This is a genomic window from Yokenella regensburgei, from assembly GCF_003634235.1.
Taxonomy (GTDB): Bacteria; Pseudomonadota; Gammaproteobacteria; order Enterobacterales; family Enterobacteriaceae; genus Yokenella; species Yokenella regensburgei.
The window spans coordinates 382,726-399,321 of record NZ_RBIZ01000006.1 but is presented as its reverse complement, the minus strand read 5'-3'; the positions used below and the strand labels follow the sequence as shown (position 1 = coordinate 399,321).

The 16,596-nt window shown below is 52.3% G+C and carries 16 protein-coding genes; 15 read left to right on the top strand and 1 reads right to left on the bottom strand.

Annotated elements, in window-relative coordinates; genetic code table 11:
- Nucleotides 1-2 precede the first annotated feature (2 nt).
- Nucleotides 3-995, bottom strand: coding sequence for an aspartate--ammonia ligase (asnA, locus tag C7387_RS19925; protein WP_038253482.1), 993 nt, complete (start codon nt 993-995; stop codon nt 3-5).
- A gap of 152 nt (nt 996-1,147) precedes the next feature.
- On the opposite strand from asnA, the gene asnC reads away from it, so the two are divergent.
- The 15 genes from asnC (at nt 1,148) to glmS (ending at nt 16,526) form a co-directional block, all read left to right on the top strand.
- Complete coding sequence (gene asnC, locus C7387_RS19920; protein WP_006817894.1) at nt 1,148-1,606, top strand: transcriptional regulator AsnC; 459 nt, start codon at nt 1,148-1,150, stop codon at nt 1,604-1,606.
- A gap of 90 nt (nt 1,607-1,696) precedes the next feature.
- Nucleotides 1,697-2,140 (top strand): FMN-binding protein MioC, encoded by a 444-nt coding sequence (gene mioC / locus C7387_RS19915; RefSeq protein ID WP_120817331.1) that lies wholly within the window; start codon nt 1,697-1,699, stop codon nt 2,138-2,140.
- Between the two features lie 379 nt (nt 2,141-2,519).
- Complete coding sequence (gene mnmG, locus C7387_RS19910; protein ID WP_006817892.1) at nt 2,520-4,409, top strand: tRNA uridine-5-carboxymethylaminomethyl(34) synthesis enzyme MnmG; 1,890 nt, start codon at nt 2,520-2,522, stop codon at nt 4,407-4,409.
- A 98-nt stretch (nt 4,410-4,507) separates the two neighbouring features.
- A complete protein-coding gene (gene rsmG, locus C7387_RS19905) occupies nt 4,508-5,131 on the top strand; it encodes a 16S rRNA (guanine(527)-N(7))-methyltransferase RsmG (RefSeq protein WP_038253809.1) in 624 nt (207 codons plus the stop codon).
- 614 nt (nt 5,132-5,745) lie between these two features.
- Entirely contained in the window at nt 5,746-6,126 is a 381-nt protein-coding gene (gene atpI, locus C7387_RS19900; RefSeq protein ID WP_006817888.1) for a F0F1 ATP synthase subunit I, read from the top strand.
- 7 nt (nt 6,127-6,133) lie between these two features.
- Nucleotides 6,134-6,949 (top strand): F0F1 ATP synthase subunit A, encoded by an 816-nt coding sequence (atpB, locus tag C7387_RS19895; RefSeq protein WP_006817887.1) that lies wholly within the window; start codon nt 6,134-6,136, stop codon nt 6,947-6,949.
- 49 nt (nt 6,950-6,998) lie between these two features.
- Nucleotides 6,999-7,238 carry a F0F1 ATP synthase subunit C gene (gene atpE / locus C7387_RS19890; protein ID WP_000429386.1) on the top strand — a complete coding sequence of 80 codons (240 nt, stop codon included), beginning with the start codon at nt 6,999-7,001 and terminating at the stop codon, nt 7,236-7,238.
- Nucleotides 7,239-7,292: 54 nt separating this feature from the next.
- Nucleotides 7,293-7,763: a F0F1 ATP synthase subunit B gene (gene atpF, locus C7387_RS19885; protein ID WP_038253489.1), complete on the top strand. Its 471-nt coding sequence runs from the start codon at nt 7,293-7,295 to the stop codon at nt 7,761-7,763.
- 14 nt (nt 7,764-7,777) lie between these two features.
- Nucleotides 7,778-8,311, top strand: a complete 534-nt coding sequence (atpH, locus tag C7387_RS19880) for a F0F1 ATP synthase subunit delta (RefSeq protein WP_006817885.1) — start codon at nt 7,778-7,780, stop codon at nt 8,309-8,311.
- A 12-nt stretch (nt 8,312-8,323) separates the two neighbouring features.
- Entirely contained in the window at nt 8,324-9,865 is a 1,542-nt protein-coding gene (gene atpA / locus C7387_RS19875; protein WP_006817884.1) for a F0F1 ATP synthase subunit alpha, read from the top strand.
- Nucleotides 9,866-9,914: 49 nt separating this feature from the next.
- Nucleotides 9,915-10,778, top strand: a complete 864-nt coding sequence (atpG, locus tag C7387_RS19870) for a F0F1 ATP synthase subunit gamma (protein ID WP_006817883.1) — start codon at nt 9,915-9,917, stop codon at nt 10,776-10,778.
- A 26-nt stretch (nt 10,779-10,804) separates the two neighbouring features.
- Nucleotides 10,805-12,187, top strand: a complete 1,383-nt coding sequence (gene atpD, locus C7387_RS19865; protein WP_006817882.1) for a F0F1 ATP synthase subunit beta — start codon at nt 10,805-10,807, stop codon at nt 12,185-12,187.
- A 20-nt stretch (nt 12,188-12,207) separates the two neighbouring features.
- Nucleotides 12,208-12,627 carry a F0F1 ATP synthase subunit epsilon gene (locus C7387_RS19860; protein ID WP_006817881.1) on the top strand — a complete coding sequence of 140 codons (420 nt, stop codon included), beginning with the start codon at nt 12,208-12,210 and terminating at the stop codon, nt 12,625-12,627.
- Between the two features lie 517 nt (nt 12,628-13,144).
- The gene (glmU, locus tag C7387_RS19850) at nt 13,145-14,515 is read left to right on the top strand and encodes a bifunctional UDP-N-acetylglucosamine diphosphorylase/glucosamine-1-phosphate N-acetyltransferase GlmU (protein WP_040903055.1); all 1,371 of its coding nucleotides are present in this window, start codon (nt 13,145-13,147) and stop codon (nt 14,513-14,515) included.
- 181 nt (nt 14,516-14,696) lie between these two features.
- Entirely contained in the window at nt 14,697-16,526 is a 1,830-nt protein-coding gene (gene glmS, locus C7387_RS19845; protein ID WP_120817329.1) for a glutamine--fructose-6-phosphate transaminase (isomerizing), read from the top strand.
- Nucleotides 16,527-16,596: the final 70 nt, after the last annotated feature.

Genomic DNA, 16,596 nt, shown 5'->3' with positions numbered 1-16,596 from the left:
TCTTACAGCAGAGCGCCGACGTTCTCACGAACCTGCTGCGGCCATACGCCACACTGAACCTGACCGATGTGCGGCAGCTGCAGCAGAAGCATAGTTAAACGCGACTGGCCGATACCACCACCGATGGTCTGCGGCATCTCACCGCGCAGCAGCGCCTGGTGCCATTCCAGCTGCAGACGATCTTCATCACCGGTGATCGCCAGCTGACGTTTCAGGGCGTCAGCATCAACACGGATCCCCATAGAAGAGAGCTCAAAAGCATCTTCCAGAACCGGGTTCCACACCAGGATATCCCCATTGAGTCCGGCAAAACCGGAAGCCGACGGCGTGCTCCAGTCATCATAATCCGGCGCACGTACATCGTGACGCTTACCGTCACTCAGTTTGCCACCGATACCAATCAGGAATACCGCGCCAAGCTCTTTGGCAATTGCGCGCTCACGACCCTTTTCGTCAAGCGTCGGGTAGCGGCTCAGCAGCTCCTGGCTGTGAACAAAGTGGATCTGCTCTGGCAGGAACGGTGCCAGACCAAACTCTTTACTTACCGCCGCCTCGGTGGCTTTGATCCCCTGCCAGATTGCTTCAACAGTGGCTTTCAGCGTACCGGTATGACGCTCTCCATCACCCATCACGCGCTCCCAGTCCCACTGGTCAACGTATACGGAGTGAATAGGAGAGAGACGGTCTTCATCGGGGCGAAGGGCTTTCATGTGCGTGTACAGCCCTTCGCCCGCGCTGAAGTCGTGTTGTCCCAGGGTTTGACGCTTCCACTTCGCAAGGGAATGAACCACTTCGAACTGGGCGTCTGGCAGTGTTTTCACTTTCACCTGCACCGCTTTTTCGCAACCGGATAAGTTATCCTGCGTCCCGTCACCCACGCGGCTTAAGATTGGTGCCTGAACTTCAATCAGCCCAAGCTTATCTTCCAGCTGGCGTGAAAAGTGGGACTTAACGAAACTGATCTGGCGTTGTTTTGCGATATAAGCGGTTTTCATTTTTATTTACTCCTGCGTCCTGTTGCTGTTGATTAAGCAACAAAAGGCGGGTGAAATTCAATAATCAACAAACAAAATCGCCATTGCACTTTTAATTCGTTAAAATCAGGCGCTAAAATTATCATAATCATCAATCTTCATAAGAAAAAACGATGGAAAATTATCAGATCGACAATCTGGACCGCAGCATACTTGAGGTGCTGATGGCCAATGCACGTACGGCCTACGCTGAGCTGGCCAAACAGTTTGGCGTAAGCCCCGGGACCATTCACGTTCGGGTAGAGAAGATGAAGCAGGCGGGCATCATCACTGGGGCACGTATCGACGTCAGCCCAAAACAGCTCGGTTACGACGTCTGCTGTTTTATCGGCATTATATTGAAGAGCGCAAAAGACTATCCGTCTGCGCTGGCGAAGCTTGAAAGTCTGGATGAGGTGACCGAGGCCTACTACACCACCGGACACTACAGCATCTTCATTAAAGTCATGTGCCGATCGATTGATGCCCTGCAGCAGGTACTTATCAACAAGATCCAAACAATCGATGAAATTCAGTCCACCGAAACTCTGATCTCCCTGCAGAACCCGATCATGCGTACCATTCGCCCGTGATCGGGCTTTTTTAATCCCCTGTTTTCCACAGGTAGATCCCAGCCCGCTCACAGCGTACAATACGCCACTCAGACTCTGGAGCAGGCATTCATGGCGGATATTACTCTCATCAGCGGCAGCACCCTTGGCGGTGCCGAATATGTAGCAGAACACCTGGCCGAAAAGCTGGAAGACGCGGGCTTTACGACCGAAACGCAGCATGGGCCGCTGTTGGATGACCTTGATCCCCAAAGTATCTGGTTAGTTATCTGTTCTACCCACGGTGCCGGAGATATTCCGGATAACCTGCAGCCGTTTTACGACTGCCTGCTGGAGCAGAAACCCGATCTTAGCGATGTTCGCTTTGGCGCTATCGGGATCGGCAGTCGTGAATACGACACCTTCTGTGGCGCTATCGACAAGCTGGACAGCGCACTGAAATCCTGCGGGGCGAAGCAGACTGGCGACACCCTGAAGATCAACATTCTCGAGCACGATATTCCTGAAGATCCGGCTGAGGTTTGGCTGGGATCGTGGAAAAACTTGATCAAGTAGATGAACAAATCGTGCGATCGTATGTGGATAACTCTGGTTAAAACCTTGGATCAACCAGTAGTTATCCAATGAATAACGATTGGTCAGTTTTTGAGTTGTGCATAACCCTTCATTTTGATCCCAGCTTATACGGACCAGGATCACCGATCATTCACAGCGAATGATCCAGAATAACTCTTTGATCTTAAAAAGCGGATCCGACTTATCAACAAGACATGCCGATCCTAATAAGAGATCACAATAGAACAGATCTCTAAATAAAAAGATCTTCTTTTTAATACTCAGGATCCCAGTGCTTTCTCGAAAGACTAAAGTTGAGTAGAATCCACGGCCCGGGCATCAATCCATTTTCAAACCGCTTTACGCGAGGCAGACCACCATGTTTTATCAGGATCCTTTTGACGTCATCATCATTGGCGGGGGTCACGCAGGCACTGAGGCCGCAATGGCAGCAGCGCGAATGGGCCAACAGACCCTGCTTTTGACACACAATATCGACACGCTGGGGCAGATGAGCTGCAACCCGGCCATTGGCGGTATTGGGAAAGGACACCTGGTAAAAGAAGTGGATGCTCTCGGCGGGCTGATGGCAAAAGCTATCGATCAGGCAGGCATTCAGTTTAGGATACTAAACGGCAGCAAAGGCCCGGCAGTGCGTGCTACTCGTGCACAAGCTGACCGCGTACTCTACCGTCAGGCAGTGCGCACCGCACTCGAGAATCAACCGAATCTGATGATTTTCCAGCAGGCGGTTGAAGATCTGATCGTCGAAAACGATCGTGTCGTGGGTGCAGTCACTCAGATGGGCCTGAAGTTCCGTGCCAAAGCGGTAGTGCTGACCGTGGGGACTTTCCTCGACGGTAAGATCCACATTGGTCTGGATAACTACAGCGGTGGCCGTGCAGGCGATCCGCCGTCCATTTCGCTGTCACGCCGTCTGCGTGAACTGCCGCTGCGCGTAAATCGCCTGAAAACCGGTACTCCGCCACGTATTGACGCGCGCACTATCGATTTCAGCGTTCTGGCACAGCAGCACGGTGATAACCCGATGCCGGTATTCTCATTCATGGGGTCGGTTGAACAACATCCGCGCCAGGTGCCGTGCTACATCACGCACACCAATGAAAAAACCCATGACGTGATCCGTAATAACCTCGATCGCAGCCCGATGTATGCTGGTGTGATCGAAGGGATCGGCCCGCGTTACTGCCCATCCATCGAAGACAAAGTGATGCGCTTTGCCGATCGCAATCAGCATCAGATCTTCCTTGAGCCGGAAGGACTCACCTCCAACGAAATTTATCCAAACGGTATCTCCACCAGCCTGCCGTTTGATGTCCAGATGCAGATTGTTCGCTCCATGCAGGGGATGGAAAATGCGCGTATCGTTCGTCCTGGCTATGCCATCGAGTACGATTTCTTTGACCCGCGCGATCTGAAACCGACGCTTGAGAGCAAATTCATCGAAGGTCTGTTCTTTGCTGGTCAGATCAACGGCACCACCGGATACGAAGAAGCCGCTGCCCAGGGTCTGCTTGCCGGGCTTAACGCCGCGCGTTTCTCAGCGGAGAAAGAAGGTTGGGCGCCAGGCCGTTCTCAGGCATACCTTGGGGTACTGGTGGACGATCTCTGTACTCTGGGTACCAAAGAGCCGTACCGTATGTTTACCTCTCGCGCTGAATATCGCCTGATGCTGCGTGAAGACAACGCCGATCTGCGCCTGACCGAAGTGGGTCGTGAGCTGGGTCTGGTGGATGACGAACGTTGGGCGCGTTTCAACGACAAGCTGGAAACCATTGAGCGTGAACGTCAGCGTCTGAAATCGACCTGGGTGAACCCGACCGCTGAGTCTGCACCGGAAGTGAACGCTCACCTGACGGCACCGCTGTCGCGTGAAGCCAGCGGTGAAGATCTGCTGCGCCGCCCGGAAATGACCTACGAACAGCTGGTTCAACTTAGCGCATTTGCTCCGGGTCTTGAAGATACCGAAGCCGCTGAACAGGTTGAGATTCAGGTGAAATACGAAGGGTATATCGCGCGTCAGCAGGATGAGATTGAAAAACAGCAGCGCAATGAAAATACGCTGCTGCCGGCAACGCTCGATTACCGCCAGGTCAATGGCCTCTCTAACGAAGTCATTGCCAAGCTTAACGATCACAAACCGGTATCGATAGGCCAGGCTTCGCGTATTTCCGGGATCACCCCGGCTGCAATCTCCATCCTGCTGGTCTGGTTGAAAAAACAGGGTATGCTGCGCCGCAGCGCATAACTTATCGAAAAATGCCCGGCATCGCTTGCCGGGTCTGGAACGAAAGCCGGATAAGCCGAAATCGCTATCCGGCTCATCACCGCAAACAGGTATTCACCGTGCTCAACAAACTCTCTCGTCTGCTGGATGAAGCAGGTATTTCGCTCACCGATCACCAGAAAAATCAGCTGGTGGCCTATGTCGAATTGCTCAACAAATGGAACAAGGCGTACAACCTGACCTCAGTACGTGACCCGAACGAGATGCTGGTGCGTCATATCCTCGACAGCATCGTCGTGGCTCCACACCTGCAGGGCAGTCGTTTTATCGATGTGGGTACTGGCCCGGGCTTACCCGGTATTCCGCTGGCTATCGTTCTGCCGCACTGCCACTTCACGCTGCTCGACAGCCTTGGCAAACGCGTGCGCTTCCTGAAGCAGGTACAGCATGAGCTGAAACTGGAGAATGTTGCTCCGGTGCAGAGCCGTGTGGAAGCGTTTCCGGCCGAACCGCCGTTTGACGGAGTTATCAGCCGTGCATTTGCCTCACTGACCGATATGGTGAACTGGTGTCAGCACCTGCCTGGCAGGGAAGGGCGCTTCTATGCGCTGAAGGGGATTTTACCTGAAGATGAGATAGCGCAGCTGCCGGAAGGTTTTGTTGTTGAAAAATCAATCAAGCTTCAGGTGCCACATCTTGATGGCGAACGTCATTTAGTGCTCATAAAGCCAAACAAAATTTAATTTTCATCAAAAAAAATGGAAAAAACAGGGGCGCTGGAATGTTAATAAATGAGACCGATTGCCGCAGCATATCTGGTTACATTTAACCCAGCGTTAACCTGATTTTATCGCCGGTTTAACGAGCAATAGCGTACCGGAATTTCTAATAATCAAGCGCATGATTATTAGCGGGCTAAACGTATAAGCATGACTAACACTCTGATGTTAAATTTTTATTATAAATGTCAATCAGGGGTTTTTATTGTGTATATGGCTTTTTCGAAAACCGAGGTTCAGTTTCATCTTAATTTTCAAATGGATGAAAACCAGCATTTTTCGCGCCTATTTAATCGAATCAGCAGCGTAATGTTTAATTTGTGATCTGCTCCACGCTTTGTATTCAGGGTTTTCGCGTTATTTGCATTTTTGTTTGATCGTTCACAGAATCGTCAAAACGTGAAAAACAGCACGGCGGAAAATTATTTAAACATTTATTCACCTTTTAGCTACTTAATGTTTGAAATCACCGGTGCGCACCGTATAATTTGACCGCTTTTTGATGCTTGACTCTAAGCCTTAAAGAACGTTTTATACGACACGCGACATACCTCGAAGGGAGCAGGAGTAAAAACGTGATGTCTGTGTCGCTCGTGAGTCGAAACGTTGCTCGTAAGCTTCTGTTCATCCAGCTTATGGCAGTAATAGCAAGTGGACTGCTGTTTTGCCTCAAAGACCCCTTCTGGGGCATTTCCGCCGCATGCGGCGGTATGGCAGTATTTCTGCCTAACGTGTTGTTTATGATTTTTGCCTGGCGTCACCAGGCGCAGACACCTGCGAAGGGCCGAGTGGCCTGGACATTTGCCTTCGGTGAGGCGTTCAAGGTGTTAGCGATGCTGGCTTTGCTGGTGGTGGCGTTGGCGGTTTTTAAGGCGGTTTTTTTGCCGCTCATCGTGACGTGGATTTTGGTGCTAGTGGTTCAGATACTGGCACCCGCTGTAATTAACAACAAAGGGTAAAGGCATCATGGCTTCTGAAAATATGACGCCGCAGGATTACATAGGTCATCACCTGAATAACCTTCAGCTTGATCTACGTACATTCTCGCTGGTGGATCCGCATAACCCCCCAGCCACCTTCTGGACGCTCAATATTGACTCCATGTTTTTCTCGGTGGTTCTGGGTCTGTTGTTCCTGGCGATGTTCCGTGGTGTGGCTAAAAGAGCGACCAGCGGCGTCCCGGGCAAGTTCCAGACCGCAATTGAGATGATTATTGGTTTTGTTCATGGCAGCGTCAAAGACATGTACCATGGCAAGAGCAAGCTCATTGCACCGCTGGCGCTGACGGTGTTCGTCTGGGTATTCCTGATGAACCTGATGGACTTGCTGCCTATCGACTTTATTCCGTGGATTGGTGAGCACGTTCTCGGCCTGCCTGCACTGCGTGTGGTGCCGTCTGCTGACGTCAACATCACACTGTCGATGGCGCTGGGCGTATTTATCCTCATTCTGTTCTACAGCATCAAAATGAAAGGCGTGGGCGGGTTCGTTAAAGAACTGACCCTGCAGCCGTTCAATCACTGGGCGTTCATTCCTGTCAACTTAATCCTTGAAGGGGTTAGCCTGCTGTCCAAACCGGTTTCACTCGGTCTGCGACTGTTCGGTAACATGTATGCGGGTGAGCTGATTTTCATTCTGATAGCTGGTCTGTTGCCGTGGTGGTCACAGTGGATTCTGAATGTGCCGTGGGCCATTTTCCACATCCTGATTATCACACTGCAAGCCTTTATCTTCATGGTTCTGACGATTGTCTATCTGTCGATGGCATCTGAAGAGCATTGATTTTTAACCAACACTACTACGTTTTAACTGAAACAAACTGGAGACTGTCATGGAAAACCTGAATATGGATCTGCTGTACATGGCTGCCGCTGTGATGATGGGTCTGGCGGCAATCGGTGCTGCGATCGGTATCGGCATCCTCGGGGGCAAATTCCTGGAAGGCGCAGCGCGTCAACCGGATCTGATTCCTCTGCTGCGTACTCAGTTCTTTATCGTTATGGGTCTGGTGGATGCTATCCCAATGATCGCTGTAGGTCTGGGTCTGTACGTGATGTTTGCTGTCGCGTAGTAAGTCGTACGAAATAACAACCTAAGCCACAGATATTTTAAGAGGTATTGTGCTGTGAACATGAACGCAACAATCCTCGGCCAGGCCATCGCGTTTGTTCTTTTCGTATGGTTCTGCATGAAGTACGTATGGCCGCCTTTAATGGCTGCCATCGAAAAACGTCAAAAAGAGATTGCTGACGGCCTTGCTTCTGCAGAACGTGCTAAGAAAGATTTGGACCTTGCACAGGCCAACGCGACCGACCAGCTGAAAAAAGCGAAAGCGGAAGCCCAGGTGATTATTGAGCAGGCGAACAAACGTCGCTCTCAGATTCTGGACGAAGCAAAAGCTGAAGCAGAACAGGAACGTAACAAAATCGTTGCACAGGCGCAGGCTGAAATTGAAGCTGAGCGTAAACGTGCCCGCGAAGAGTTACGTAAGCAAGTTGCTCACCTGGCTGTTGCTGGCGCCGAGAAGATCATCGAACGTTCCGTGGATGAAGCTGCTAACAGCGACATCGTGGACAAACTTGTCGCTGAACTGTAAGGAGGGAGGGGCTGATGTCTGAATTTGTAACGGTAGCTCGCCCCTACGCCAAAGCAGCTTTTGACTTTGCCGTCGAACACCAAAGCGTAGAACACTGGCAGAACATGCTGGCGTTTGTCGCCGAAGTGACAAAAAACGAACAGATGGCTGAGCTTCTCTCTGGCGCTTTGGCGCCGGAAACGCTCGCTAACTCGTTTATCGCCGTATGCGGTGAGCAGCTGGATGACAATGGCCAGAACCTGATTCGGGTTATGGCTGAAAACGGTCGTCTGAACGCGCTCCCGGATGTTCTTGAGCAGTTTGTTCACCTGCGTGCCGCTAGTGAGGCAATCGCGGAAGTCGAAGTGACTTCTTCTGCGCAATTAAGTGAACAGCAGCTTGCGAAGATCAGCAGTGCGATGGAAAAACGTCTGTCACGCAAAGTTAAGCTGAATTGCAAAATCGATAAGTCTGTAATGGCAGGCGTTATCATCCGAGCGGGTGATATGGTCATTGATGGCAGCGTACGCGGCCGTCTTGAGCGCCTTGCAGACGTCTTGCAGTCTTAAGGGGACTGGAGCATGCAACTGAATTCCACCGAAATCAGCGAACTGATCAAGCAGCGCATTGCTCAGTTCAATGTAGTGAGTGAAGCTCACAACGAAGGTACTATTGTTTCTGTAAGTGACGGTGTTATCCGCATTCACGGCCTTGCCGATTGTATGCAGGGTGAAATGATTTCCCTGCCGGGTAACCGTTACGCTATCGCACTGAACCTGGAGCGCGACTCCGTTGGTGCGGTAGTTATGGGTCCGTACGCTGACCTTGCCGAAGGCATGAAGGTTAAATGTACTGGTCGTATCCTGGAAGTTCCGGTTGGCCGTGGCCTGCTGGGTCGTGTGGTTAACACCTTGGGTGCGCCAATCGACGGTAAAGGTCCGGTTGAGCACGATGGCTTCTCTCCAATCGAAGTTATCGCACCGGGCGTAATCGACCGTCAGTCCGTAGATCAGCCAGTTCAGACCGGTTATAAATCCGTTGATGCCATGATCCCAATCGGTCGTGGTCAGCGTGAGCTTATCATCGGTGACCGTCAGACCGGTAAAACCGCGATGGCTGTCGATGCGATCATCAACCAGCGTGATTCCGGCATCAAATGCGTATACGTAGCAATCGGCCAGAAAGCGTCCACCATTTCTAACGTGGTACGTAAGCTGGAAGAGCACGGCGCACTGCAGAATACCATCGTTGTGGTCGCTACCGCGTCTGAATCCGCCGCACTGCAGTACCTGGCTCCGTATGCCGGTTGCGCAATGGGCGAATATTTCCGTGACCGTGGTGAAGATGCACTGATCGTTTACGATGATCTGTCCAAACAGGCTGTCGCATATCGTCAGGTTTCCCTGCTGCTCCGTCGTCCGCCAGGACGTGAAGCATTCCCGGGCGACGTATTCTATCTCCACTCTCGTCTGCTGGAGCGCGCATCCCGCGTAAACGCTGAATACGTTGAGAACTTCACCAAAGGTGAAGTGAAAGGCAAAACCGGTTCTCTGACCGCGCTGCCGATCATCGAAACCCAGGCCGGTGACGTTTCCGCGTTCGTTCCGACTAACGTAATTTCCATTACCGATGGTCAGATCTTCCTGGAAACCAACCTGTTTAACTCCGGTATTCGTCCGGCGGTTAACCCGGGTATCTCCGTATCACGTGTTGGTGGTGCTGCTCAGACCAAGATCATGAAAAAACTGTCCGGTGGTATTCGTACCGCGCTGGCACAGTATCGTGAACTGGCGGCGTTCTCCCAGTTTGCATCCGACCTTGACGATGCAACCCGTAAACAGCTGGACCACGGTCAGAAAGTGACCGAGTTGCTGAAGCAGAAACAGTATGCGCCGATGTCCGTTGCGCAGCAGTCTCTGGTTCTGTTCGCTGCTGAACGTGGCTATCTGTCTGATGTAGAACTGGCGAAAATCGGTAGCTTCGAAGCCGCACTGTTGGCTTACGTTGACCGTGATCATGCTCCGCTGATGCAAGAGATTAACCAGTCCGGTGGCTATAACGACGAAATCGAAGGCAAGCTGAAAGGCATCCTCGATTCCTTCAAAGCAACCCAGTCCTGGTAACGTCTGACGGCCTGTCTTCGGGCAGGCCGTAGGCATTGAGGAGAAGCTCATGGCCGGCGCAAAAGAGATACGTAGTAAGATCGCAAGCGTCCAGAACACGCAAAAGATCACTAAAGCGATGGAGATGGTCGCCGCTTCCAAAATGCGTAAATCGCAGGAGCGTATGGCGGCCAGCCGTCCTTATGCAGATACCATGCGTAAAGTGATTGGTCACCTTGCGAGTGGTAATCTGGAATACAAGCACCCTTACCTGGAAGAACGCGACGTTAAGCGCGTGGGCTACCTGGTGGTGTCGACCGACCGTGGTCTGTGCGGTGGCTTGAACATTAACCTGTTCAAGAAACTGTTGGCGGATATGAAAGCATGGTCTGATAAAGGCGTTCAGAGCGAAATCGCGATGATCGGCTCTAAAGGCGTGTCTTTCTTCAATTCCGTAGGTGGCAATATTGTCGCCCAGGTGACCGGTATGGGTGATAACCCGTCCCTGTCCGAACTGATCGGCCCGGTAAAAGTGATGTTGCAGGCCTATGATGAAGGCCGTCTGGACAGGTTGTACGTTGTCAGCAACAAATTTATTAACACCATGTCTCAGGTTCCGACCCTCACGCAGATGCTGCCGTTACCGGCATCAGACGATGCTGAGTTGAAGCGTAAATCCTGGGATTACCTGTATGAGCCAGATCCAAAAGCGCTGCTGGATACCCTCCTGCGTCGTTATGTGGAATCTCAGGTTTATCAGGGCGTGGTAGAAAACCTGGCCAGCGAGCAGGCCGCACGTATGGTGGCGATGAAAGCCGCGACCGACAATGGCGGCAGCCTGATTAAAGAGCTGCAGTTGGTTTACAACAAAGCTCGTCAGGCCAGCATTACTCAGGAACTCACCGAGATCGTCGGTGGTGCATCCGCGGTATAACCAGGTTAATTCGTAGAGGATTCAAGATGGCTACTGGAAAAATTGTCCAGGTAATCGGCGCCGTGGTTGACGTCGAATTCCCTCAGGATGCCGTACCGCGCGTGTACGATGCTCTTGAGGTACAAAATGGTAACGAGAAACTGGTGCTGGAAGCTCAGCAGCAGCTCGGCGGCGGTATCGTGCGTACTATCGCCATGGGTTCTTCCGACGGTCTGCGTCGTGGTCTGGAAGTTAAAGACCTCGAGCACCCGATCGAAGTCCCGGTAGGTAAAGCAACCCTGGGCCGTATCATGAACGTCCTGGGTCAGCCGATCGACATGAAAGGCGACATCGGTGAAGAAGAGCGTTGGGCTATCCACCGCGCAGCACCTTCCTATGAAGAGCTGTCCAGCTCTCAGGAACTGCTGGAAACCGGTATCAAAGTAATGGATCTGATCTGCCCGTTCGCTAAGGGTGGTAAAGTCGGTCTGTTCGGTGGTGCGGGTGTAGGTAAAACTGTAAACATGATGGAGCTTATCCGTAACATCGCGATTGAGCACTCCGGTTACTCTGTGTTTGCAGGCGTGGGTGAACGTACTCGTGAGGGTAACGACTTCTACCACGAAATGACCGACTCCAACGTACTGGATAAAGTATCCCTGGTGTACGGCCAGATGAACGAGCCGCCGGGAAACCGTCTGCGCGTTGCGCTGACCGGCCTGACCATGGCTGAGAAATTCCGTGACGAAGGCCGTGACGTTCTGCTGTTCGTCGATAACATCTACCGTTATACCCTGGCCGGTACGGAAGTATCCGCACTGCTGGGTCGTATGCCTTCTGCGGTAGGTTATCAGCCAACTCTGGCGGAAGAGATGGGTGTTCTTCAGGAACGTATCACCTCTACCAAAACCGGTTCTATCACCTCCGTTCAGGCGGTATACGTACCTGCGGATGACTTGACTGACCCGTCACCAGCCACCACCTTTGCGCACCTTGACGCGACTGTGGTACTGAGCCGTCAGATCGCATCCCTGGGTATCTACCCGGCCGTTGACCCGCTGGATTCCACCAGCCGTCAGCTGGATCCGCTGGTTGTTGGTCAGGAGCACTACGACACCGCGCGTGGCGTACAGTCTATCCTGCAGCGTTACCAGGAACTGAAAGACATCATCGCCATCCTGGGTATGGATGAACTGTCTGAAGACGACAAACTGGTCGTGGCACGTGCGCGTAAAATTCAGCGCTTCCTGTCTCAGCCGTTCTTCGTTGCAGAAGTCTTCACCGGTTCTCCGGGTAAATTCGTATCGCTGAAAGATACTATCCGTGGCTTTAAAGGCATCATGGACGGTGAATACGATCACCTGCCGGAGCAGGCGTTCTATATGGTTGGCACCATCGACGAAGCCGTCGAGAAAGCCAAAAAACTTTAACGCCTTAATCGGAGGGTGATATGGCAATGACTTACCACCTGGATGTCGTCAGCGCAGAGCAACAAATGTTCTCTGGTCTGGTTGAGAAAATCCAGGTAACGGGCAGTGAAGGTGAGCTGGGTATCTACCCAGGGCACGCCCCGCTGCTCACCGCCATTAAGCCTGGTATGATCCGCATCGTTAAACAGTTCGGTCATGAAGAGTTTATCTATCTGTCCGGCGGCATTCTTGAAGTGCAGCCTGGTAGCGTGACCGTTCTGGCTGATACCGCGATTCGTGGCCAGGATCTCGACGAAGCGCGAGCCCTGGAGTCGAAGCGTAAAGCGGAAGAGCACATTAAGAGCTCGCACGGTGATGTTGATTACGCTCAGGCATCCGCTGAACTGGCTAAAGCTATCGCGAAACTGCGCGTTATCGAGTTGACCAGAAAAGCGATGTAACACCGGCTTGAATGTCTCAAGGCCAGTCTGGTTTCCAGGCTGGCTTTTTTTATGCCCTCTGTTAATTAAATGTGAAATAACCTGATGGTGGTATTGATCGGTTCAAAAATGAAGCGTAGACTCATTTTTGTGATGCAAGTCACAAAAAATATCCAGTGCTATGCAGGAATTCATAATGAAAATGATCAATAAAATCATCGCTATGTTCAGCAACATGAACTTCTGAGTTCTGATTGCCAGAATAGAAAAAGGTCGCCACCAGGCGGCCTTTTTGTTTATTAGCGCTTTATTCAGGTGACAAAAAAACCGTAAAAGCAGCGGCATAGCCACTAATATTCAGATTCAGGGGATATTTTTCGGGACAAAACCGTTTACGATGGCCGAAAATAGAGTCATTAACCGGTTTTTAACCCATGCGTTGTGCATTTTCTCTGCATCCCATTTCATGATGCAAAATATGTAGAATTTTCAACGCGAAAGGTTTCTACTTCCCACTCAAACTACTGTCAGGATGCGTATGTCAAACAGTGCGATGAGCGTGGTTATCCTTGCTGCAGGCAAAGGGACCCGCATGTATTCCGAACTCCCCAAGGTGCTTCACACCCTGGCGGGAAAACCGATGGTTCAGCATGTTATTGATACAGCTGCTGATTTAGGGGCCGCCCAGGTGCACCTGGTGTACGGTCACGGCGGTGATTTACTGCAGCAGACCCTGAAAAACGACAATCTGAACTGGGTGTTGCAGGCCGAACAGCTGGGTACTGGCCATGCGATGCAGCAGGCTGCACCGTTCTTTGGCGATGATGAAGACATCCTGATGCTGTACGGCGATGTACCGCTGATATCTGTCGACACCCTTAAGCGCCTGTGTGCGGTGAAACCGCAGGGTGGGATCGGTTTGCTGACGGTAAAACTCGATAATCCTACCGGCTACGGCCGTATTACCCGTGAAAACGGCAAGGTAACGGGTATTGTTGAGCAGAAAGATGCCAGCGAAGAGCAGCTGAAAATTCAGGAAATTAACACCGGTATCCTGGTGGCCAACGGTGCAGACATGAAGCGCTGGCTATCGAAGCTGAACAACAACAACGCTCAGGGCGAGTTCTACATCACCGACATCATTGCCATGGCATATGCAGAAGGTCATGAGATTGCCACCGTGCATCCAACCCACCTGAGCGAAATGGAAGGCGTTAACAACCGTCTGCAGCTCGCTCGTCTGGAGCGTGTCTACCAGAGCGAACAGGCGGATAAACTGCTGCTGGCAGGCGTTATGTTGCGCGATCCGGCACGTTTCGATCTGCGCGGTACCCTGAACCACGGGCGCGATGTAGAAATCGATACTAACGTCATCATCGAAGGCAGCGTGACGCTCGGCAACCGGGTGAAGATCGGCACTGGCTGCGTGATTAAAAACAGCGTTATCGGTGATGACTGCGAAATTAGCCCGTATTCAGTGGTTGAGGACGCTCACCTGGAAGCTGCTTGTACCATAGGTCCGTTTGCCCGTCTGCGTCCGGGATCTTTGCTGCAGGAAGGCGCTCACGTTGGCAACTTTGTCGAAATGAAAAAAGCGCGTCTGGGTAAAGGCTCCAAAGCGGGTCACCTGAGCTATCTCGGTGACGCGGAAATTGGCGACAACGTTAATATCGGCGCAGGTACCATCACCTGTAACTACGATGGTGCGAATAAGTTCAAGACTATCATCGGTGACGATGTGTTTGTCGGTTCCGATACTCAGCTGGTGGCTCCGGTGAGCGTAGGTAATGGCGCCACTATCGCTGCAGGTACCACGGTTACCCGTGATGTTGCCGATAACGAGCTGGTGATTAGCCGCGTGCCGCAGGTGCATAAACAGGGCTGGCAGCGTCCGGTGAAGAAGAAGTGATAGTGTTTTCTCCCTCGCCCTTTTGGGGTGAGGGTCGGGGTGAGAGGGTAATATAATCCTCCCCCCAACAGCAGTACTCATAAATATAACCCCACTCTCTACAAGGCTCGGGGCGCCCGGAAAGGGCAAATACAGGTCAGCGACAACGCAGGCGTAATGCCTAAATTCGGAATCTAAAACTATGTGTGGAATTGTTGGCGCAGTTGCGCAGCGTGATATTGCTGAAATCCTTCTCGAAGGGTTACGTCGTCTGGAATACCGTGGCTATGACTCTGCCGGTCTGGCGGTGGTTGATGAAGCAGGTCATATGACCCGTCTGCGTCGTCTCGGTAAAGTGCAGATGCTGGCTCAGGCCGCGGAAGAACACCCGCTGCGCGGAGGTACCGGTATCGCGCACACCCGTTGGGCAACCCACGGTGAACCGTCTGAAAGTAACGCGCATCCGCATGTGTCCGACCACATTGTGGTGGTCCATAACGGCATCATCGAAAACCACGAACCGCTGCGCGAACTGCTGCAGTCTCGTGGCTACGTTTTTGCCTCTGAAACTGACACCGAAGTGATTGCTCACCTGGTGCACTGGGAGCTGGAGCAGGGCGGTACACTGCGTGAAGCAGTGTTGCGTGCTATTCCCCAGCTGCGTGGCGCTTACGGTACAGTCGTGATGGATTCTCGCGATCCGAGCACGCTGCTGGCTGCGCGTTCAGGAAGCCCGCTGGTTATCGGTCTTGGCATGGGGGAAAACTTCATTGCTTCCGATCAGCTGGCACTGCTGCCGGTAACCCGTCGTTTCATCTTCCTTGAAGAGGGTGATATTGCGGAAGTGACTCGTCGTAGCGTGACTATCTTCGACAAATCGGGTGCAGAAGTTAAGCGTCAGGATATCGAATCAAACCTGCAATATGATGCTGGTGATAAGGGTATCTATCGCCACTACATGCAAAAAGAGATTTACGAGCAGCCGAACGCTATCAAAAACACGCTCACCGGCCGTATCAGCCATGGTGAAGTGGATTTGAGCGAGCTCGGTGCTAACGCCAATGAAATGCTCGCCCAGGTTGAGCATATCCAGATTGTTGCCTGTGGCACCTCCTACAACTCCGGTATGGTGTCCCGCTACTGGTTTGAAGCACTGGCCGGTGTGCCGTGTGATGTGGAGATCGCTTCTGAGTTCCGCTATCGCAAATCGGCGGTACGTCGCAACAGCCTGATGATTACCCTGTCTCAGTCTGGCGAAACGGCCGATACGCTGGCGGCACTGCGTTTGTCGAAGGAGCTGGGATACCTCGGTTCCCTCGCTATCTGCAACGTACCTGGCTCTTCGCTGGTACGTGAATCTGACCTGGCGCTGATGACCAAAGCCGGCACCGAAATCGGCGTGGCGTCCACCAAAGCGTTTACCACACAGCTGACCGTTCTGCTGATGCTGGTGGCGAAACTGGCGCGCCTGAAAGGGGCTGATGCCGCCATTGAGCACGACATCGTTCACGGTCTGCAGGCGCTGCCGAGCCGTATTGAGCAGATGCTGTCTCAGGACAAACGCATTGAAGCCCTGGCAGAAGATTTCTCTGACAAGCACCACGCGCTGTTCCTCGGCCGCGGCGATCAGTACCCGATCGCGCTCGAAGGTGCGCTGAAGCTTAAAGAGATCTCCTACATTCACGCCGAAGCCTATGCGGCAGGTGAGCTGAAACACGGCCCGCTGGCGCTGATTGATGCCGATATGCCGGTTATCGTTGTGGCACCGAACAACGAACTGCTGGAAAAACTGAAATCCAACATCGAAGAAGTTCGCGCCCGTGGCGGCGTGCTGTATGTCTTCGCCGATCAGGATGCCGGTTTCAACAGCAGCGACAACATGCACATCATCGAGATGCCGCATGTGGAAGAGGTTATTGCGCCTATCTTCTACACCGTGCCGCTGCAGCTGCTGGCGTATCACGTTGCGCTGATTAAAGGCACCGACGTCGATCAGCCGCGTAACCTGGCGAAGTCCGTTACCGTCGAGTAAGACGCTGCGCAACACATCGCAAGCATTAATCGTAAAAATCCGGAGTGCTGTTGCAGCATCCCGGATTTTT